24 protein-coding genes are annotated in these 18,589 nt (G+C 44.6%); 19 read left to right on the forward strand and 5 right to left on the reverse strand.

Translation table 11 applies throughout. The features are described from left to right. The 4 genes from LQ247_RS10205 to LQ247_RS10220 all read right to left on the reverse strand — a co-directional run bounded on the left by LQ247_RS10205 (position 1) and on the right by LQ247_RS10220 (position 3,526). Positions 1-462, reverse strand: coding sequence for a YkyB family protein (locus tag LQ247_RS10205; protein ID WP_020451191.1), 462 nt, complete (start codon positions 460-462; stop codon positions 1-3). Between the two features lie 141 nt (positions 463-603). Next, positions 604-1,905, reverse strand: coding sequence for an MFS transporter (locus tag LQ247_RS10210; RefSeq protein ID WP_231006017.1), 1,302 nt, complete (start codon positions 1,903-1,905; stop codon positions 604-606). 88 nt (positions 1,906-1,993) lie between these two features. Further along, on the reverse strand, positions 1,994-2,491 hold the full coding sequence (locus LQ247_RS10215; RefSeq protein ID WP_224066986.1) for a L,D-transpeptidase family protein: 498 nt from the start codon (positions 2,489-2,491) through the stop codon (positions 1,994-1,996). A gap of 177 nt (positions 2,492-2,668) precedes the next feature. Further along, the gene (locus LQ247_RS10220; protein WP_023857290.1) at positions 2,669-3,526 is read right to left on the reverse strand and encodes a metallophosphoesterase; all 858 of its coding nucleotides are present in this window, start codon (positions 3,524-3,526) and stop codon (positions 2,669-2,671) included. A 146-nt stretch (positions 3,527-3,672) separates the two neighbouring features. Here LQ247_RS10220 and fadH point away from each other — a divergent pair, with 146 nt between their 5' ends. The 18 genes from fadH to rok all read left to right on the forward strand — a co-directional run bounded on the left by fadH (position 3,673) and on the right by rok (position 16,674). Beyond that, positions 3,673-4,437 (forward strand): 2,4-dienoyl-CoA reductase, encoded by a 765-nt coding sequence (fadH, locus tag LQ247_RS10225; RefSeq protein WP_095290373.1) that lies wholly within the window; start codon positions 3,673-3,675, stop codon positions 4,435-4,437. 68 nt (positions 4,438-4,505) lie between these two features. Further along, positions 4,506-5,726: an EAL domain-containing protein gene (locus tag LQ247_RS10230; RefSeq protein ID WP_231006019.1), complete on the forward strand. Its 1,221-nt coding sequence runs from the start codon at positions 4,506-4,508 to the stop codon at positions 5,724-5,726. A gap of 109 nt (positions 5,727-5,835) precedes the next feature. Further along, complete coding sequence (locus LQ247_RS10235) at positions 5,836-6,462, forward strand: DUF3993 domain-containing protein (protein ID WP_231006022.1); 627 nt, start codon at positions 5,836-5,838, stop codon at positions 6,460-6,462. A gap of 458 nt (positions 6,463-6,920) precedes the next feature. Then, entirely contained in the window at positions 6,921-7,163 is a 243-nt protein-coding gene (locus tag LQ247_RS10240) for a YkuJ family protein (protein ID WP_003181299.1), read from the forward strand. Positions 7,164-7,174: 11 nt separating this feature from the next. Next, positions 7,175-7,324 carry a hypothetical protein gene (locus LQ247_RS10245; RefSeq protein WP_020451198.1) on the forward strand — a complete coding sequence of 50 codons (150 nt, stop codon included), beginning with the start codon at positions 7,175-7,177 and terminating at the stop codon, positions 7,322-7,324. 57 nt (positions 7,325-7,381) lie between these two features. After that, complete coding sequence (locus LQ247_RS10250) at positions 7,382-7,900, forward strand: ribonuclease H-like YkuK family protein (RefSeq protein ID WP_020451199.1); 519 nt, start codon at positions 7,382-7,384, stop codon at positions 7,898-7,900. Between the two features lie 138 nt (positions 7,901-8,038). Then, positions 8,039-8,218, forward strand: a complete 180-nt coding sequence (gene abbA, locus LQ247_RS10255; RefSeq protein WP_003181305.1) for an antirepressor AbbA — start codon at positions 8,039-8,041, stop codon at positions 8,216-8,218. A gap of 180 nt (positions 8,219-8,398) precedes the next feature. Beyond that, positions 8,399-8,842 (forward strand): cyclic-di-AMP-binding protein CbpB, encoded by a 444-nt coding sequence (gene cbpB, locus LQ247_RS10260; protein ID WP_144497595.1) that lies wholly within the window; start codon positions 8,399-8,401, stop codon positions 8,840-8,842. 142 nt (positions 8,843-8,984) lie between these two features. Next, entirely contained in the window at positions 8,985-9,860 is an 876-nt protein-coding gene (locus LQ247_RS10265; protein WP_023857289.1) for a LysR family transcriptional regulator, read from the forward strand. Positions 9,861-9,990: 130 nt separating this feature from the next. Beyond that, positions 9,991-10,470 carry a flavodoxin gene (locus LQ247_RS10270; protein ID WP_020451202.1) on the forward strand — a complete coding sequence of 160 codons (480 nt, stop codon included), beginning with the start codon at positions 9,991-9,993 and terminating at the stop codon, positions 10,468-10,470. Beyond that, complete coding sequence (locus tag LQ247_RS10275) at positions 10,460-11,353, forward strand: WD40/YVTN/BNR-like repeat-containing protein (protein ID WP_231006024.1); 894 nt, start codon at positions 10,460-10,462, stop codon at positions 11,351-11,353. The genes LQ247_RS10270 and LQ247_RS10275 overlap by 11 nt, the downstream gene beginning before the upstream one ends. Positions 11,354-11,382: 29 nt before the next feature. Further along, a complete protein-coding gene (locus tag LQ247_RS10280) occupies positions 11,383-11,835 on the forward strand; it encodes a flavodoxin (protein WP_020451204.1) in 453 nt (150 codons plus the stop codon). 106 nt (positions 11,836-11,941) lie between these two features. After that, positions 11,942-12,652, forward strand: coding sequence for a 2,3,4,5-tetrahydropyridine-2,6-dicarboxylate N-acetyltransferase (gene dapD, locus LQ247_RS10285; RefSeq protein ID WP_065644039.1), 711 nt, complete (start codon positions 11,942-11,944; stop codon positions 12,650-12,652). 69 nt (positions 12,653-12,721) lie between these two features. Then, the gene (locus tag LQ247_RS10290; RefSeq protein WP_231006025.1) at positions 12,722-13,846 is read left to right on the forward strand and encodes an N-acetyldiaminopimelate deacetylase; all 1,125 of its coding nucleotides are present in this window, start codon (positions 12,722-12,724) and stop codon (positions 13,844-13,846) included. 62 nt (positions 13,847-13,908) lie between these two features. Next, positions 13,909-14,154 (forward strand): YkuS family protein, encoded by a 246-nt coding sequence (locus LQ247_RS10295; protein ID WP_003181323.1) that lies wholly within the window; start codon positions 13,909-13,911, stop codon positions 14,152-14,154. Between the two features lie 295 nt (positions 14,155-14,449). Then, complete coding sequence (gene ahpA / locus LQ247_RS10300) at positions 14,450-14,992, forward strand: biofilm-specific peroxidase AhpA (RefSeq protein WP_020451207.1); 543 nt, start codon at positions 14,450-14,452, stop codon at positions 14,990-14,992. 89 nt (positions 14,993-15,081) lie between these two features. Then, the gene (locus LQ247_RS10305; RefSeq protein ID WP_020451208.1) at positions 15,082-15,540 is read left to right on the forward strand and encodes a redoxin domain-containing protein; all 459 of its coding nucleotides are present in this window, start codon (positions 15,082-15,084) and stop codon (positions 15,538-15,540) included. A gap of 546 nt (positions 15,541-16,086) precedes the next feature. Continuing rightward, the gene (gene rok / locus LQ247_RS10310; protein ID WP_020451209.1) at positions 16,087-16,674 is read left to right on the forward strand and encodes a transcriptional regulator Rok; all 588 of its coding nucleotides are present in this window, start codon (positions 16,087-16,089) and stop codon (positions 16,672-16,674) included. Between the two features lie 144 nt (positions 16,675-16,818). Here the strand turns inward: rok and LQ247_RS10315 are convergent, their stop codons facing one another. Continuing rightward, the gene (locus LQ247_RS10315) at positions 16,819-17,775 is read right to left on the reverse strand and encodes a sporulation protein (protein WP_023857286.1); all 957 of its coding nucleotides are present in this window, start codon (positions 17,773-17,775) and stop codon (positions 16,819-16,821) included. A gap of 152 nt (positions 17,776-17,927) precedes the next feature. On the opposite strand from LQ247_RS10315, the gene mobA reads away from it, so the two are divergent. After that, positions 17,928-18,515 (forward strand): molybdenum cofactor guanylyltransferase, encoded by a 588-nt coding sequence (mobA, locus tag LQ247_RS10320; RefSeq protein WP_023857285.1) that lies wholly within the window; start codon positions 17,928-17,930, stop codon positions 18,513-18,515. Positions 18,516-18,589: the final 74 nt, after the last annotated feature.

The raw sequence follows: 18,589 nt of genomic DNA on the forward strand, positions 1-18,589 counted from the left end.
TTAAAAATAGCTTTCGCCAAGCTTCTTGAAGACGGGCTTTGAGGCAGGGCGCTTCCGGTTTGTGACGAGCGGTTTTTCCTTAATTCCCGTGTAGTTTTGAAGAAGCTGTTTCGCTATATTCAAGGACATATGAGCTTTAGGGTTCCGATACGAATGATTTAATGTACCTAAGTGTGGAAGGCTTGCGAAGTCTTCTTTTGTTGGAGGCATGTGAAAAAAGTAGTCTCCGAGAGAAATCAGCACATCTGACTGCTGCTGGCTGAATCTTGGATTTTTCGAAAAGTGAAGGCCTACCTTTTTACCCTTTCCTTCATTAAGCAGCTTTTGCAAAGCTTTCTTTTTCAGAAGATACAGGTATTTGGGATTAGTCGCGGTTTTTGCATGGCGATTAACTGTATAAATCGCTTTTGAAAGGTTTTCAACTGTCGGTTTTAATTCTTTCGTATGATTATGGTCGTCCATTTTTTCTCTCCTATCCATTCGTTTCTAGATCACCTCCTAAAGTTGCAAGGCTTATGTCTAAATTATACGAAATAGAACAGAAAATGCAAATATCTCATAGAAAAAACGCGCGATTTTTTAAGGAATCGCGCGTTTTCATCTTTATAAAACAGAGTTCATTTTTGCTTTTGTATTTTTTTGTCTCTTCAGCGCCGCTTGAACGTCGATTTCCGCGTTCTCGGCGCTTAATTTAGGCAGGACGATAAAATAGTACATCGCCGCCAGCAGAATAATGCCCGCCAAACCGTAATATATATAATCCACATCGGCGATGATTCCCGGGAATAAAACAGCGATCACGCCAAGCGCTGAGGATTGCGCCATCATTGTCAGCGGATCGGTCCACCCGCTGACTCTTCCCATCAGCCTTGGGTGGACGATTTTGGGAATCCAGCCGCCAAGCGCTGTGTTGATCGGTCCGATGCATATTCCGGCAAGAAACGCAGCCGAGTAATATACGGGCAATTGATCTGTAAAGCCAAGCAAAATGATAAAGGCACCCGCAATAAAAATCGGGACTGACATCATGTATGCCGGTTTCACTTTTTTTTCAAGCAGAGCGGCGACGGCAATCCCTATCAAAAGTCCGATACCCAGTACGATTGTAAAGAGGGATGTGTGCCACTCATAACTGTCAGGGGACAGCTCATACTTCATTTTAAACATCGGCAGAACCGAAAGTCCCCCGCTGACAAGTCCGAAGATAAAATATCCGAATACGAGAGAGGCAAGCAATTTATTTTTTAATATATAAACGATGCCTTCCTTAAAATCGTGCATCGAATCTTTGACGGTCATGTTTTTCCAGCCTTTTTGCCCGTTCGGCTGCCGCGCTTCAAGCGGAATATCGCAGGAACGGATTAAAAAGCCGGATACGATAAAGCTCACAAAATCAAGAGCGATAGCACCATGCAGGCCGATCGTCTTGTACATAAAAGCTCCAATTCCTACGCCGAACAATAGAAACAGGCTGAAAAGCATCTGGTTCAGTCCGGCTGCCTTTGCATACTGATCCTTTCTTAAAATGGCCTGGACCAAACTTGCTTCGGCCGGGTAGAAAAATTTTGTAACCGCGCTTCTAATAAATAGAACTAAAAACACAAGCGGTATGATCTGAAGATACAGTACAAAGAAAAGAACGACAGTCAATCCCGCTCTGATCCAATCACAGTTTTCCGCGACTTTCTTGCGGTCAAAACGGTCAGCGACCACCCCGACGATAAAGAATACAAAAACCGTCGGCAAGGAATACATCAGCTCGGCGATTGTCGTGTAGGCCGGCTGGCTGCTGAACCGGTCGAGCAAGAAAAAAGCGAAAGCCATGTTTCCGACTGTCGTTCCCATTTGAGAAGCGAAAGCTGCGAAAAAAAGTCGGACGAAATTACGATTTTTAAAAAGATCCATATATACGCTCCTTACCCTAAAGGTCCCATTATATCTTAATACAAGATGTTGTATTGTTCAAATTGCATTTGTCTGGAAATGTACTGGTCTAAGGTGTAATGGACACTCGGGTTCCGTTGGGTACGATAGAAGCAAGTTCCAGAACATCCTGATTGTGCATGCGGATACATCCCCTTGAAACAGCTTTGCCAATTGACGCCGGGTTATTCGTGCCATGGATGCCGTAGTGCTGTTTTGAGAGGCTCAGCCAGTAGGCGCCGAACGGGCCGCCTGGATTTGGCTGCCGGTTGACGATGACAAATTCGCCTCTCGGCGTCTGTGTAAGGATTTTTCCGACGGCAATCGGATATGTTTTTACAAGTCTGTTTTGCTCATATAATCTGAGCGTTCTCCCGCTGAGAGACACGACAATCCGGTAAGGGATTGTGTCCGGGTTTCTAATGCCGGGAATGATAATCGATTGGCCTGCGGACACTTGGCCGCCGTTTAAGCCCGGATTCGCCTGCAGCAATGACTGCCGGGTCATTCTGAAATCGGCGGCGATGCTTTCCAGAGTTTCTCCAGGTTTTACTTGGTACATCAGCAATAATCTGCACATCTCCTTTTCAAAACGAAAAGAGAGCCTTTTCCGCTGCTAATATATAGACGGAAAGAGGCTGGGGAAGTTTCGTTTTTTTAATGAGGATTGGATAAAATGAGCGGGAATGCTTTTACTTAATGTATGCAGATGCCTTTCATTTTGAGCCAAAAGGCCGGTTAAGGATTAAGTGGATTCAAGCTGAAACACGGTGATTTCAGGCTTTGACAAAAAGCGGAGCGGCAGCCTGGTCGTGCCGATTCCTCGATTGACATAGATTTTCATTCCAGCTGTTTCATACATCCCTTCCGTATAAATTTCTCCGTACGGAGGCGTGATTAAAGGACCAAATACGGGAATCTGAATTTGTCCGCCGTGGGTGTGTCCGGATATTTGCAAATTGACGGGGTATTGTTTTGCCGTTAAAGCAGCGTCTGGCTCATGGACGAGCAAAATCGAGAAGGCTTTTTTACTCAGTTTTGACAGGATGCCTTCATAGTCGGGGCTGCCGAGCATCAAATCATCGAGTGACGCGATCTCTATTACGCTTCCGTCTATCAATTCAAGCTTCATGAAGTCGTTTCGCAGCACCTGAAAACCGGCCGATGCCATGAGCGTCTGATAGACTTTTGTTCCATAGCCGCCGTGATCATGGTTTCCGAATATGGCAAGCTTTCCATAGGGGGCTGAAAGCTTTTTTAAGGCGTTGACAGCATGCTCGTGTTCCCGGTAGCGATGCGGTTTATCTATTAAATCCCCGCTGAATACGATAAGGTCCGGGGAAAGGGCGTTCACTTGGCTGACAACATTTGAAAGCTCGTCTGCTGTAAAGTATTCGCTTAAGTGGGTGTCGCTGAATTGAACGATCCGAAACTGGTCAAACCCTTTAGGAATGAGACGATGCCGAATGGGAATCAAGTTTGTTTCAAGCATGTGCGGCTCGAGATAGCGCGCATAGCCCAAGCCGCCGGCAGCGGTAAAGAGCCCTGCTGCAGCAAGGCCTAAGAAGCCTTTTAAAAATTGTCTTCTGGACGGATTTTTCATAAGCAACCAACCTTTAATAGAATCTCTACATTATATCATCCAGAAAAGCCATTTTAGGACAGTCCGCGTGTTTTGTTAATTTTTTTTAACTTATATGATAAACTATGAATTGAATGAATGCTCATTCATAAACAAGGGGGATGGATATGGACAGAAAAGTTGTAATCGTGACCGGCGGGTCGAGCGGAATGGGAAAAGCGATCGCCAAAAAGCAAGCCGAAGAAGGCTGGAATGTGATGATTACAGGCAGAACGCAAGAAACGCTTGAAGCGGCCAAAGAAGAAATTGAAACATTTACGGGGCAGGTGGCTATATGCCGGATGGATGTCAGGTCTGTTGAAGATGTGGAACAGATGATCACAGAGACGGCAGGACGCTTTGGTACGATCGACGCTTTGGTTAACAATGCCGCAGGGAACTTTATCTGCCCTGCTGAAAAACTGTCGGTCAACGGCTGGAAGGCGGTCATCGATATCGTGCTGAACGGCACATTTTATTGCAGCCAGGCAGCCGGCCGCTACTGGATCAAGGAAAAAAAACGCGGCCAGATTTTAAATATGGTCGCGACATATGCATGGGGCGCGGGTGCCGGTGTCGTTCATTCCGCGGCGGCAAAAGCAGGTGTCCTGTCGCTGACGAGGACGCTTGCAGTCGAGTGGGGAAGTGCATACGGGATCAGATGCAATGCCATCGCGCCCGGTCCGATCGAGAGGACGGGCGGTGCCGAAAAATTGTTTGAATCGGAAGAAGCCGCGCACGCGACAATCAAAAGCGTTCCGCTCAACAGGCTGGGAACCCCTGAAGAAATCGCGGGACTCGCCGCATTTTTGCTTTCTGAACAGGCGGGATATGTCAACGGGGAGTGTGTGACGATGGACGGCGGCCAATGGCTGAATCCCCGTCCGTTTTAAGATTTCAAATTCAAAGGTGCGGGCCGGTATGGTATAATCAGACAAAGATTAGAAGCAGGTGATATGCCATGTTGGATCCACTCGATATTTTAACGAACATTGAAGATGTTATTCCATACTATCAGCCGATCTTCAGTGCTGAAGAACAAAAGGTGATCGGCTATGAAGTGCTGGGGCGTATCAAGGTAGAATCTGAAGTGAAGAGTCTCGGGCCGTTTTTTTCTGATCCGACAATTCCTGAAGAATACAAGAAAGAGGTTGATCTCAAGGTGATCCGCCAGGCGCTTGATCATTTTTTGGAGAGCGGGCGCGACCTGCTCATCTTCGTCAATCAAGATGCAAATGTGCTGATGATGGATCACGGTGAATCGTTCCTCGACCTGTTGATGGAATATCAGGATAAAGGGCTCGAGCTCAACCGTTTCGTTATCGAAATCACGGAGCAAAAGTTTGAAGGGGATATTGAACAGCTGCATCATTTGCTGACCTACTACCGTACATACGGAATTAAAGTCGCTGTTGATAATATCGGAAAGGAAAGCAGCAACCTCGACAGAATCGCTCTTCTTTCCCCTGATCTGTTAAAGATCGACCTTCAGCCGCTCAAGCTGTCTTCTCCTTCGCCATCCTATGAATATGTGCTTTACAGCATATCGCTCCTTGCCAGAAAAATCGGCGCCGCATTGCTTTACGAGGATATTGAGGCGAGCTTTCAGCTGCAATACGCATGGAGAAACGGAGGCCGGTATTTTCAGGGGCAGTATCTTGAACTGCCGAAGGATGAATTTATCGAACGGAATGTATTAAAGGACCGGCTGCATGCCGAGTTTCACCAATTTATCACACATGAGAAGAAGAAGCTAACCATTTTGTACGACCACTCCGAGCAGTTTTACAAACGGATTCATCAGCTTGTCACATCGCTAAAGAAAATAGCTCAGTCAGACGATGAGTTTCTCTTCAATCTCGGAAAAGAACTGACCGATTGCAGCTTTAGAATTTACATGTGCGATGAAGACGGGATTCAGCTGACGAAAAACGTGTTTAAACATGATGGAGCATGGATATTTCAGCCTGAGTACATCGGCAAAAACTGGAGCTGGCGCCCTTATTTTCTCGAGAATATCATGAGGATGAGAACGATGAGAAAAGGGTTTTTCAGCGATTTGTACAGCGATATCGAAACGGGGGAAATGATCAGAACATTTTCCTATCCGATGGATGAAGAATTGTATCTGTTCATTGACCTGTCCTACTCATATTTATACGAACAAGACGGATTAATTTAAGCGGCGGCCTTTCGCCGCTTTTTCTTTTCGAAAAAATGAATCCCGAGAGGTTTGTTTTGCGTATATAAAGGAAAATGTGAATATATATGCTAAAAAAGGGGCGGATCATATGAAGAACGTTTGGTCATCCTTACTGTGCGGACTATTGACTGCGGCTTTTGTATTCCTCTGTGCGGATTTTGCCGAAGCCGGAGAAAAACCGACAAGAGCGTCGTTATTTGAGACCCTTCAATCCGTATCCGACGTCCATTTTCAGCTGACCGAAAAGGAAAGAACGAAAAAAGACATGATATCCCTCTTGGAACCTTATATGGAACACGCCATGGCAGCGAAGTACGTGGAGGCGAACGCCTTTCCCGAACAAGCGGGGTGGATTTTTTACGGGACAGACGCGCCGGAAGTGGCAATCCCTTTCTTCAGCTATGATGAAAACACAAAAGTGGCGGTGAAAGACGGAAGCTATACCGTATATGAATGTGTTGGAGATCAAGACGGCGGTCCTGTTTCATATCAAAAAAATTATCAGACGGTGACGCTGAAGAATATCGGCGGCAGCTTCAAAGTAACGGCTATCGGCCAATCTGATACAAAACCGGCTGGAGAAGACATGATGGCCGAACAACCGGACGAGAAAGAAACAAACTCGAATTTTGCGGATAACAAGAAAGAAGACCACGCTGTATTCCCGCTGTTTGTCATCGATGTTAACTGGACATTGGCCGAACTTTTCAGCTAGAAAAAGAATTTTTAAAAAATTCATTGACAATGATACTGATAATCATTATCATTTAATTATAGAGAGATGAACCTCTCTGTTCCCCAACCCCTCTATCAGATCAAGATTTTAAAAAACTTGGCGCTGCCCCCGCCAAGTTTTTTATTTGCGTGGAATCCTGCATTGCAAATGGCTGCGGGATTTTTGGGCTTTAGGTGTGGGACAGGAATAAGACAATCCTGTTGCCCCATAAATCTAAATTGGTGGTTAAAATAGGCTCCTCTGCAGTCAAAAAAATATTTTTCATGTATGACATGAAAAAAGAAAACTCAAACTATGAAAAGCGGTTTTTCTTTTTCATGATCAGAAAGGAAAAATGTCATCGGCTGATACTTTGTGGTATGATGCGTGTAGAACTTGTATTATAATTAATACTTGTTGATCCTGAAGTTGTTTTTTTGAAAGGAGTCTTTTTTAGAATGTCACAATTAATGGGTATCATCACGAGACTGCAGAGCCTGCAGGAGACTGCGGAGGCTGCCGGAGAACCGACGCAGCGCAATTTTGAAGTAAACGGAGAAAAAATTTGCAGCGTAAAATATTTTGAAAAAAACCAAACATTTGAGCTGACAGTTTATCAAAAAGGCGATAAGCCTACCACATTTCCGTTTGACAACATCGATATGATTTCAATCGAAATCTTTGAACTGCTTCAGCAATAGGAGGATATGGCATGAAAGCTTTTCCAAGCGTTATTTGTCCGAATTGCAAAACAACCGAGCATATGGATCAAGTGCTGACAGCCCAGTCCAATCAGAATGTAATTTACAGATGTGACAGCTGCGGGTTCAGCTTGAAAAATATACCGACCAAAAAAGGATAGCAGACAGACGAATCGTTCCATCTTCGGTGCAGATCAAAAATGAAAAGGGGCATTCCAATGGCTGATTCTTTTCTTTTTTATAATCTTTCTGAAGATCAAATGACATTTCCTGAAGTGATCGGGAGACTGAAGGCGTTCATACGCCAAGATCCGCGGGCAAGCTATCTGCTGTCCGTCGGAACAGACTCGCAAATCCATCAGAACTGCACAAAGTTTATCACGGCTATCCATTTGCACCGCAAGGGCAAAGGAGCGTGGGGCTGTCTGAAAAACACGGTTGTCAACAGACCGATACATAGCCTCAGGGAGAAAATATCGCTTGAAACAGCTTACAGCCAAGAGATTGCCGCATATCTTTTAAATGATTACTTTAATGAAATTATGGATCTGCTTCTTCCGTTTACAGACGAGGGAGCAGATTTAACCCTTGAAGTTCATTTGGATATCGGAAAAAAAGGAATGACAAAGGATTTAATCCAGGAAATGACGGGCCGGATCACCTCCATGGGAATCTGTGCCAAAATTAAACCTGACTCCTATACAGCTTCAAGCTATGCAAACCGGTACACAAAATAATTGTTTGAAAGAAAATCGAACAGATGTCGAAATGTGCGGTTGACGTTTGAATTGCAATTTCATATTCTAGCCCTATAGAAACTAGAGAGAACATATTGTTTCTGACTCTAGCTAAATCAATTAGGGGGCTGGTTAAGAATGGAACGCTTTTCAGAAGAAGAGAGAAAACTGTTGCTGAACGTACTTTTGGACCATGAGTATGCCGTAGAGCTACTAAGCAGTGAGATCAATGATATAGAAACGGGTACAAAAAATGTGGATAGCCTGACATATAAAAAACTGGTTACCTTATACGACCGTGTCCGGTCTGAAAATTAGGTCAGATTATATCAATTGATACTCATTAGAGTATCTTTTTTGTTTCCTAAAAGGATATGGAATGATAAACTGACCTTGGAAGAAAGGAAAGTTTTCGACAAATATTGATATCGTTTATATTATTGTAGTATAGGGAAAAGATGCGTTGATGGATTAAAGCTGAAAAGGAGTCGAAAAATCATGATTAGTATGCAATCAGATGAACTTCTTGAAACGACAGTAGGTCAGTTTATGATCGATGCTGATAAAGTAGCCCATGTTCAAGTCGGAAATAATCTGGAACATGCCCTTCTCGTGTTGACCAAAACCGGATATACCGCGATCCCTGTACTTGATGCTTCTTTCCGTTTGCACGGATTAATCGGAACGAATATGATCATGGATAAAATCTTCGGCTTGGAACGAATCGAATTTGAGAAGCTTGACAAGATTCATGTTGAAGAAGTCATGCTGACAGACATCCCACGCTTGAAAATTGACGACCCGATCTTAAAAGGATTCGGACTGGTCATCAACAACGCGTTTGTATGTATCGAAAATGAAGAGCAGGTTTTCGAAGGCATTTTTACAAGGCGTGTCGTGTTAAAACAGCTGAATAAGCATTTGAGAACGTTGAATAAATAGGCGCGGCAGCGGCCTATTTTTTATTTGCAGCGCTCCACCAAACCCTCCGCACATTCTCCGAAGCCTGACTTTCCGCTTGATTAAAAAACAGCCGTTTGATTAAATGTATGATAAGAAAAACTTATTGGAATGAGGAATGTCCATGCAGCTTCAAGAGCTCCACATGCTTGTCGTTCTGGCGGAAGAATTAAATATGCGGAAAGCGGCTGAACGCCTGTTTGTTTCCCAGCCGGCTTTGTCCCAACGCCTGCAGACCATTGAGAAATCATGGGGAACGAAAATTTTTTTGAGATCGCAAAAAGGGCTGACGGTTACGTCTGCCGGAGAAAAAATCATCCAGTTCGCAAAAGATGTGACATTGGAACAGGAAAAAGTGAGAGAGAATATCGATGAGTTGGAGGGCGAGATTCACGGTACGCTCAAATTGGCGGCCGCTTCGATCATTGGGCAGCATTGGCTTCCCAACGTTCTGAAAACCTATGTCAAACAATATCCAAACGTGAAAATTTCGCTCGTGACCGGATGGAGCAGCGAAATGCTGAAAAGCCTCTACGAAGACCATGTTCATGTCGGCATTATCAGAGGAAACCCGGAATGGAAAGGACCGAAGCATTACTTGATGCGGGACGAATTGTACCTTGTCGATACAGAGATCCGTAACATTGAGGACATTGCCAAAACGGAACGGCCGTTCATCCAGTTCAAAAGCGACAGCACGTACTATCAGGAAATTCAGCACTGGTGGCATCAAAAGTTTAAAACGTCGCCAAAGCAGACCATTATTGTCGACCAAATTGAAACATGCAAACAGATGGCTTTCCACGGAATCGGCTATGCGATCCTTCCATCTGTGACGCTTCACGGAAGCGGGAGCCATGTTCATCAAATCCCGCTGCTTGACGCTAAAGGAAAAGCAATCGGCAGAGATACGTGGCTGCTCGGTTATGAGCCGGCTTTCCAACTGAAGCAAGTACAGGCGTTTGTAGAGGTTGTGAAAGAATGTACGGCAACTGAATAAACATCAGAAAGGCAGGACTCAAAAAAGAGGGCTGCTTTTTTTGTGCGATTTATTGACATTGATAATCATTATCATTTAAAGTGTATCTATATAATAATGAAAATCATTATCAATTTCAGAGGTGATTCTGTTGTCTAAAGCATTAATTGCATATGCCAGCATGTCCGGCAACACGGAGGATATCGCGATGATCATCAAAGATACATTGAAGGAGAACGGTTTTGATGTCGCAATTCAGGAAATGGATGATGTCGATGCCGACTCATTGGCTGAATACGATCTTCTTTTAATCGGCACCTACACATGGGGAGACGGGGATCTTCCTTATGAAGCGGAATCGTTTTACGACGAGGTCTCTTCGCTTGACCTTAAAGGAAAGAAAGCGGCATGCTTCGGATCCGGCGACTATGCATACCCCCGCTTTTGCGAAGCGGTCAACACGTTTTACAGCATGCTAGAACGAACCGGCGCCGACCTTTATCGAGAGACCTTGAAAATAGAACTTGCCCCCGAAACGGATGAAGATGCCGAGTGCTGCAAGGAATTTGCCGAAGGTTTTATAAGATGGGCAGAACACGAAAAACGGCAGGCTGAGACCCATGTTTCATAAAGGTGCGACGGCCGTCGCTTCGGCAAAGCATTCCGGTTACTTTGTCGCCATCAAGCGGGAAGGGATTTTTCACTACTCACTTGAGCAAGGCTGGACAAAGCTCTTTCAATTAAAAAGCAAAATATGTTCCATCACCTATATCGGCGATTATTTATTCGGCGCAGGGGAGAGGGGAACGATTATCAGATCGTCTGACCAAGGAGCAACCTGGTCAATCTCAAGCTTTCCGACAAACGCCACGATTTGGTCGATCACAGGGAGAACGGACGGCTTTGTTTGTGCCCATGGGAAGCATTGCATTTACATATCAGAGGATTTCGGCGTCTCATGGAAAATCGTCAAGCCGTTTTCCGGTTTGAGTCATCCGCCCGTTATCCGCTCTCTGTGCCTCCATGAGGAGCGCCTTTACATCGGAACGCAGATTCATGAAGTGCACGGTGGTGTTTGGGCATACGATTTGGCAGCAGAATCGGCTTGTTTGATCAAAAAAGAAACCGGCCGCATGACCGCCTCGATGATCGCATTTGAAGGCGAATGGCTGGTTTGTGCGATGGGATCCAAAAAAGGAAATCACGGTGCCGTCAATTTGGTCAACATCCATACGAATGATGAAATACAAATCAGGCAGGGCCTAGTTGAGAATGAAGAATCATTCCTGGATGTGTCCGAAGACAACGGAATCATCTATGTCACATCGGCTCAAGACCGAGACAGATTTTCAAGAATCTACCGGCTTGATTTCTTTGAAAGAGAGCTGAAATGGTTTGACACGATTAAAGGGCATGGATTCAGAGTCGCCAATCAAAAGGAGAACTTCTTTTGCGCGGGTCTTTATGAATGCAAATTTGTCAGGCCTTATGAACAGCCTGCTGCAGCCCACTGATTTTATAGCGTTTTATAGGAGGAATAACGATGGGGAAAGTTTTGCTGGTTTATGCAAGCATGTCTGGAAATACAGAAGCAATGGCCGATTTAATCGAGAAAGGCCTTCTTGAGGGCGGGGCCGAAGTTGACCGCCATGAAGCGATGGATGTAGATGCGGCGCTCTTTAACGATTATCAGTATATGATATTTGGCGCTTATACATGGGGCGACGGGGATCTCCCGGATGAGTTTTTGGATATTTACGATGATATGGAAGGGATGGATTTCACAGATAAGATGTTTGCCGTTTTCGGGTCCGGAGATACTTCTTACGAGCATTTTTGCGGTGCCGTCGACATACTTGAGGACAAAATCAAAGAGCTTGGCGGAGACACGGTGCTTCCGTCCGTCAAAATCGAAATGAATCCGGAAGATGAAGAAGAAGACATGCTGCTTCAATTCGGCAGGGATTTTGCAAAGAAATGTGAAGTGCCGGCATGACATTTGCTAAAAAAGGAAACGGGACGCCCCCTTTCCTTTTTTTCTTGTTTTTAAATCTTTCCTTTGATACAGTAATGAGGAGAAAAAGAGAAGGAGGACTTACATAATGAAAATGATGGATGCAAATGAGATTATCTCATTTATTCAAAATAGTAAGAAATCAACACCTGTTAAAGTGTATGTGAAAGGCGACCTTGAAGGAATTGACTTCGGCGCTTCAGCCAAGCCTTTTATTACAGGGCATACTGGGGTAGTATTCGGTGAATGGGCGGAGATTCAAGCTGCGCTCGAAGCAAACAAAGGTAAAATTGAAGACTATGTTGTCGAAAACGACCGCCGCAATTCGGCGATCCCAACGCTCGATTTGAAAAATATTAAAGCGCGAATCGAGCCGGGTGCGATCATCCGCGATCAAGTGGAAATCGGCGACAACGCCGTCATCATGATGGGAGCTTCCATCAACATCGGCTCTGTAATCGGCGAAGGAACGATGATCGATATGAATGTCGTGCTGGGCGGACGAGCTACCGTCGGCAAAAACTGCCACATTGGAGCGGGTTCCGTGCTTGCCGGTGTCATTGAGCCCCCTTCAGCAAAACCTGTCGTTATTGAAGACGATGTCGTCATCGGTGCAAACGCCGTCGTACTTGAAGGCGTGACTGTCGGAAAAGGAGCCGTCGTTGCTGCCGGCGCAATCGTTGTGGAAGATGTGGCACCTTACACAGTAGTTGCCGGAACGCCTGCGAAAAAAATCAAAGACATCGATGAAAAAACAAAAGGCAAAACAGAAATCAAACAGGAATTGCGTCAGCTTTAAGAAGCGGCGGCGAAAAGTGCGTGGATGTGACAATCCACGCATTTTCGTATCGCCGGGGAGGTTAGAAAGATGAAATTGGACGAATTAGCAGCGATTCGCAGAGATCTGCACCAAATTCCTGAACTCGGTTTTCAGGAATATAAGACACAGGCTTATCTTTTGAACCACTTACTAAAGCATCCGGAAGACCGGATTGAAATCGAAAAGTGGAGAACCGGACTGTTTGTAAAGGTTAAAGGGACAGCCCCTGAACAGATTTTGGCTTACAGGGCGGATATGGACGGGCTCTCGATTCGGGAAGATACCGGATATTCTTTTTCTTCCGTACATCAGAACAGGATGCATGCGTGCGGGCATGATTTCCATATGACGATTGCCCTCGGCATCATCGATCATTTCGTCCGCAACCCGGTTAAACAAGATCTGTTGTTTTTGTTCCAGCCTGCTGAAGAAGGGCCGGGCGGCGCTGAACCGATGCTTGAAAGCGATTTGTTTAAAAAGTGGGAGCCGAGCATGATCACAGCGCTGCACATCGCGCCTGAGCTCCCGGTCGGAACGATCGGAACGAAAAGCGGGCTGCTCTTTGCCAATACGTCAGAGCTTGTAATCGAACTTGAAGGAAAGGGCGGGCATGCCGCATATCCCCACCTTGCAGAAGATATGGTGGTCGCCGCCAGTTCGCTCGTTACGCAAATGCAGTCGATCGTAGCCAGGAATGTCGATCCGCTGGACAGTGCTGTCATTACCATAGGGACGATTACAGGCGGATCGGCACAAAACATTATCGCTCAGCAAGCAAGGCTTGAAGGGACGATCAGGACACTGTCCCCAGCGTCAATGGAACAGGTGAAGAAAAGGATCGAGGCGATGGTGAGCGGCCTGGAAACGGCTTATCAATGCAGCGGTAAAGTCAGCTATCCGGCAGCATATTATCAGGTCTATAATTCAAGCGGTTTAGTTGAAGACTTTATGCAGTTCGTTTCTGAAAGCGGCCTTGCAGAGGTCATCCGTTCAAAAGAAGCGATGACAGGAGAGGACTTCGGCTATATGCTGAAAAAGTATCCGGGCTTCATGTTTTGGCTCGGCGTCGATTCACCTTACGGACTCCACCATGCCAAACTGCAGCCGAAAGAGGAAGCGCTTGAGACGGCAGTCCGCGTTATGACGGCTTATTTCTCTTCCAAAGCCAATTAGAACAAGCGGCTGGTATAAAAAATCAGCAAACGTGGCATCTTAATTGGTGGAGGTGTTTCTTCATGTCGAAAAAAATCGGAATCGAACAATCTCTTTCTGATGTCGAGGCTGCTTTGAAGGAAAAAGGGTATGAGGTTGTAACGATGAAAACCGAAGACGATGCAAAAGGCTGCGACTGCTGTGTTGTCACTGGTCTGGACACTGACATGCTAGGGATTTCAGATACGATGACCGGAGCATCTGTCATTCAGGCGACTGGTTTAACTGCCGATGAAATCTGTCAGCAGGTTGAGCAAAAACTTCAGTAATAAACATAAAACCGAAGTTCCAGCTTCGGTTTTAACTTGTTTTTCCAAAAAAACGGCTGTCGGGTGTTAAACGGTTGTTTCATCATCCGGAGGCATGTTACACTTTTTTTAAAGGCTTAAAAAAAGAACAACCGCTAATTTAAATTTATTATCAATTAATATTGACTAAAAATATGGTAAGTATTATAATGAATTATGTATGTGATGTTATTAACTAAATGAGAATTTAATATTTAAATTCTCATTTTGATATGGGTAGCAGAACCCAAAAATCACAATTGGAGGGATACATAAAATGGCAGAACGCATGGTAGGTAAACAAGCGCCGCGCTTTGAAATGGAAGCGGTTCTTGCAAACAAAGAATTTGGAAAAGTAAGCCTTGAAGAAAACATGAAGAATGATAAGTGGACGGTTCTATTCTTCTATCCTATGGACTTTACTTTCGTGTGCCCGACAGAAATTACAGCAATGTCTGACCGCTATGACGAGTTTGAAGACCTTGATGCAGAAGTAATCGGCGTTTCAACTGACACCATCCACACTCACTTGGCATGGATTAACACAGACCGCAAAGAAAATGGTCTCGGCCAGCTGAAATACCCGCTTGCTGCCGACACAAACCATGAAGTATCCCGTGAATACGGCGTACTGATTGAAGAAGAAGGTGTGGCGCTTCGCGGATTGTTCATCATTAATCCGGAAGGCGAACTTCAATATCAAACAGTGTTCCATAACAACATCGGCCGTGATGTAGACGAAACATTGCGCGTGCTTCAAGCGCTGCAAACAGGCGGTCTTTGCCCTGCAAACTGGAAACCGGGTCAAGCAACTCTTTAATTTTTATTCTCAAATTAGAAATCAGATTGGAAAGGTCTAACATTTGTTAGACCTTTTTAATCGACAAAAATGACAATGGAGGAAAAATCATGAAATTACGCCAGCCGATGCCGGAACTGACCGGCGCAAAAGAGTGGTTAAACGGAGAAGTGACAAAAGAGCAGCTTATCGGAGAAAAGCCGACATTAATTCATTTTTGGTCGATCAGCTGCCACTTGTGCAAAGAGGCGATGCCGCAAGTCAATGAGTTCCGCGACCGCTACAGCGATAAACTAAACGTGGTGGCCGTGCATATGCCGCGTTCAGAAGACGATTTAGACTTGAATAAAATCAAAGAGGTTGCCGCTGAACATGATATTACTCAGCCTGTTTTTGTTGACAGCGACCATAAGCTGACTGACGCTTTCGAAAATGAATATGTTCCGGCTTATTACGTTTTTGATAAAACAGGCCAGCTTCGCCATTTTCAAGCTGGAGGAAGCGGGATGAAAATGCTCGAAAAACGTGTAAACCGTGTTCTTGCCGAAACAGAACAGTCTGCTGAATAAAGATGAAAAGCCCCGTTTTCATGGGGTTTTTTGTTTATTCGGCTCCTCATTGCAAAAAAAGCAAAAAAATTTCCTCTATCCGCCCCTTTCGACAAATGGATCATTAGACACTGTTTATTTTACTTGATGAGTCTTATGTCCTGTTTTTGTTTCAGGAGTATTTCTGACTTTCCCTGTACACAACAAACTGCGAATTCGACAAGTGAAATCTGGCAATTTTGAATATTCTGGATTTATAAGCCGGATTAATCATTGATATTTCACACTTTCCATCACGATTAAACAGTAGAGTCTATTCCTAAATTATGTTTCGTTGAAAAGTAATTTTCTATGTTCCTTCATTATTTACCATTTTTCGACAATGGGTTTAGAGTAGGCCGAAATGCTTCGAAAACTCCTCAGGCTTCAAGTTTTCCGGAAATTTAGTTCTATTTTCTTAACGGAAAGCAACAGTAGAAAAACGAAAAAATAGTTGATAAAATTAGTTTGGTAATCTAATATTTTTATTGGAAGGTTTATTTATTCTGATAGGAGGGTATAAACGGTATGTTTAACGAGAGGGAAGCATTGCGTTTAAGATTGGAGCAGCTGAATGAGGCTGAGGTTAAGGTGATTAGGGAGTATCAAATTGAGCGGGATAATATATATGCAAAGCTGCGTGAATTGGATCGTCCATCCAGCTTTAATGATACAAAAAAAGATTTTCGCCCGGAGCGTAAAACGGAATCTCTCCCTGTTTTAGCTGAATTAGCTGCGCAGGAGATGAAGAGCTATCAGCAACAACAGCAGCAGCCGCAAGCATCTCAAAAGAACCAGCAGCAGACTTCTCCGCAAACCTCCTCACTGCCTGCCGGAATTCCAGATGGAACGACAAGGCGTAGAAGGGGTACAGCACGTCCAGGCTCAAAAGCTGCAAAACTGCGTGAAGCGGCGATTAAAACATTAAAACGCCATAATGCGGCCATCAAAAGCTCCGAACTTCAAAAAGAAATCGAAAAAGAGAGCGGACTTGAGATCCCTAATATGACAACCTTTATGCAAAGCCTGATTAAAATGTACCCGGAAGTCAAAAAACCATACCGCGGTCAATATATATTAGAGGGTGAGATTTCTACCGAGACAGAGCAGCAATAGTCAAACCCTTGCTTTTCCAGATAGCGTTTCCATTTTGAGGAACACCAAGGCGGCCGCTATATACGCCGCCGCCCTAATCAACTGCTTGAGACAATCGACTCAAGCGGTTTTTTATAAAATCCAAATTATTCCTTAAAGTGGTATTCAATTTAAAGGTTTTGTTTCTTTGTCTTTGCGTTTAATTTGATAGACCCATTTTTGCGGGGTTGTTTCTTCTTTCGTCTGCTTTTTCCATTCAGTTATTTTCTGATCCATTTTCGTGTCATTTTGTTTGATGACGCTCAATTGCTGTTGGAGCTGATCGACTTGCTCCGTAACTGTTTGAAGTACCGCCTCGATCTGCTCTGACCGTTCAAAAAGCTCTTCGTTTTGTTCAAGCGCCTTCTCCGTCTGCTGAGATGTATCAATATCGGCAAAATGAGAAGCGATCCACTTATCACTTTCATCGAGCTGCCTTTTATAGGATAAAATCGTTTCGTAAAACAGCGCTTCTTTTGTTTTTTCAGCCTCCAAAAGGCGGTTTTTCGTTTCTGTCACCCGCTCTTTTAATACCGCAACATCTGTTTCGATTTGTTTGAGCTGAAGACCTTTAGCATGAAGTTCGTCTTTCAGGCGGGCATTTTCGTGTGCAGCGTTTTCGAGCTCATGCTCCTTTTTTTCCCTCAGCGTTTTTTCTTTTTCCGCATGAAGCTTTTCATATTCTATTTGGCTATGTAAGCTTTTTTTCTCTTCTTCGGCTTTTACATTTGTTAAATGAAGGCGGTGCTTTTCTTCTATCTCTTGTTTTCTTGCATAGGTTTCTTTTTGAAGGAGCTCCTGAAGAACAACGATTTTACCCAGCAGTTCGCTTTTTATCCGGTTGAGCGTTTCGGCCGACTCGTCTTCCTTGTTTGCCGAAATCCGCTCCAGTTCGATTGACAGCTGCTGAAGCTGCTGCTTCAGCGCTGCGTTTTCCTGGCTGAGCTTATGATTTTTTTGATGAAAATAGCTTGCTTCAAGCTCGTGGATCAATTGATGTGACCTTGCCAGCTCCGCTTTTAAAAAAAGGTTTTCCTGTGATAAATCATGAAAATAAGGCAGCGAACCCGTTGTTTTTTTCATGGTGACCAGCCCCCTATTAATGTTACAACTACAATATGCATAAATGAAACACGGCATGCCTTTTGAAAAAGAGATTTTACAGACTTGTTCGGATTTCTAAAATTTTGCTATGATGTTCGCAGGCAGAAACACGCGAAGGAAGGTTGAGCTGCATGAAAGAAATACATGTCATATTATCGGGGGGCCTTTCACGCCGTTTTGGGGAACCGAAAGCGTTTGCCCGCTGGCAAGGCAAGCCGCTTTATCAATGGTGCAAACATGCGCTGGGAGGCGATGTCCTGATATTGAGCCGTCCGGGGCTGACGGAGCGGTTTAAAGAACTCGGGGAAAAAGCGGTGCTGGAAGATATCGAACCGTTCAGTGGGAGAGGGCCGCTTGCAGGTATGTACACAGCCATGGTTCGGGCGGAAGGGGAATGCTATATTTTTTCGGCCTGTGATACCCCGCTTGTCCGGCAGGAGACCATATCGGCTTTAAAACGGCAGATGACCCCGGCGGATGACGCCGTCGTGCCGGTCGCAGACGGAAGGGCGCAGCCGCTTGTTGCTGTCTACAGCAGAAGGGTGAAATCCGTCCTCCTCGAACAGCTTCAGCAGAACGAGCTGAAGATCAGCAGTTTCCTCGACCGCATCCGCGTCAAGTATATTGAAGCTGATAGGGTCGGGGCAGAGCCGTGGGAATTTATAAATGTCAATAAAAAGTCGGATTTAGATAAAATAGAACCGTTCTTTCCGGGATGAAATATTTTATTATAGATTGCAAGGGTTTTTCGGAAAGTGTTTTTCAAAAAACAGCGGACGGAAAAATGATATGA

This window comes from Bacillus sp. BS3(2021), from assembly GCF_021043345.1.
Lineage (GTDB): Bacteria > Bacillota > Bacilli > Bacillales > Bacillaceae > Bacillus > Bacillus paralicheniformis.

Bases quoted from the DNA above. Each gene is read 5' to 3' on its own strand.
- LQ247_RS10205 (WP_020451191.1), bottom strand. From the start codon at position 462: ATGGACGACCATAATCATACGAAAGAATTAAAACCGACAGTTGAAAAC.
- LQ247_RS10210 (WP_231006017.1), bottom strand. From the start codon at position 1,905: ATGGATCTTTTTAAAAATCGTAATTTCGTCCGACTTTTTTTCGCAGCT.
- LQ247_RS10220 (WP_023857290.1), bottom strand. From the start codon at position 3,526: ATGAAAAATCCGTCCAGAAGACAATTTTTAAAAGGCTTCTTAGGCCTT.
- fadH (WP_095290373.1), top strand. From the start codon at position 3,673: ATGGACAGAAAAGTTGTAATCGTGACCGGCGGGTCGAGCGGAATGGGA.
- LQ247_RS10230 (WP_231006019.1), top strand. From the start codon at position 4,506: ATGTTGGATCCACTCGATATTTTAACGAACATTGAAGATGTTATTCCA.
- LQ247_RS10235 (WP_231006022.1), top strand. From the start codon at position 5,836: ATGAAGAACGTTTGGTCATCCTTACTGTGCGGACTATTGACTGCGGCT.
- LQ247_RS10240 (WP_003181299.1), top strand. From the start codon at position 6,921: ATGTCACAATTAATGGGTATCATCACGAGACTGCAGAGCCTGCAGGAG.
- LQ247_RS10245 (WP_020451198.1), top strand. From the start codon at position 7,175: ATGAAAGCTTTTCCAAGCGTTATTTGTCCGAATTGCAAAACAACCGAG.
- LQ247_RS10250 (WP_020451199.1), top strand. From the start codon at position 7,382: ATGGCTGATTCTTTTCTTTTTTATAATCTTTCTGAAGATCAAATGACA.
- abbA (WP_003181305.1), top strand. From the start codon at position 8,039: ATGGAACGCTTTTCAGAAGAAGAGAGAAAACTGTTGCTGAACGTACTT.
- cbpB (WP_144497595.1), top strand. From the start codon at position 8,399: ATGATTAGTATGCAATCAGATGAACTTCTTGAAACGACAGTAGGTCAG.
- LQ247_RS10265 (WP_023857289.1), top strand. From the start codon at position 8,985: ATGCAGCTTCAAGAGCTCCACATGCTTGTCGTTCTGGCGGAAGAATTA.
- LQ247_RS10275 (WP_231006024.1), top strand. From the start codon at position 10,460: ATGTTTCATAAAGGTGCGACGGCCGTCGCTTCGGCAAAGCATTCCGGT.
- LQ247_RS10280 (WP_020451204.1), top strand. From the start codon at position 11,383: ATGGGGAAAGTTTTGCTGGTTTATGCAAGCATGTCTGGAAATACAGAA.
- dapD (WP_065644039.1), top strand. From the start codon at position 11,942: ATGAAAATGATGGATGCAAATGAGATTATCTCATTTATTCAAAATAGT.
- LQ247_RS10290 (WP_231006025.1), top strand. From the start codon at position 12,722: ATGAAATTGGACGAATTAGCAGCGATTCGCAGAGATCTGCACCAAATT.
- LQ247_RS10295 (WP_003181323.1), top strand. From the start codon at position 13,909: ATGTCGAAAAAAATCGGAATCGAACAATCTCTTTCTGATGTCGAGGCT.
- ahpA (WP_020451207.1), top strand. From the start codon at position 14,450: ATGGCAGAACGCATGGTAGGTAAACAAGCGCCGCGCTTTGAAATGGAA.
- LQ247_RS10305 (WP_020451208.1), top strand. From the start codon at position 15,082: ATGAAATTACGCCAGCCGATGCCGGAACTGACCGGCGCAAAAGAGTGG.
- rok (WP_020451209.1), top strand. From the start codon at position 16,087: ATGTTTAACGAGAGGGAAGCATTGCGTTTAAGATTGGAGCAGCTGAAT.
- LQ247_RS10315 (WP_023857286.1), bottom strand. From the start codon at position 17,775: ATGAAAAAAACAACGGGTTCGCTGCCTTATTTTCATGATTTATCACAG.
- mobA (WP_023857285.1), top strand. From the start codon at position 17,928: ATGAAAGAAATACATGTCATATTATCGGGGGGCCTTTCACGCCGTTTT.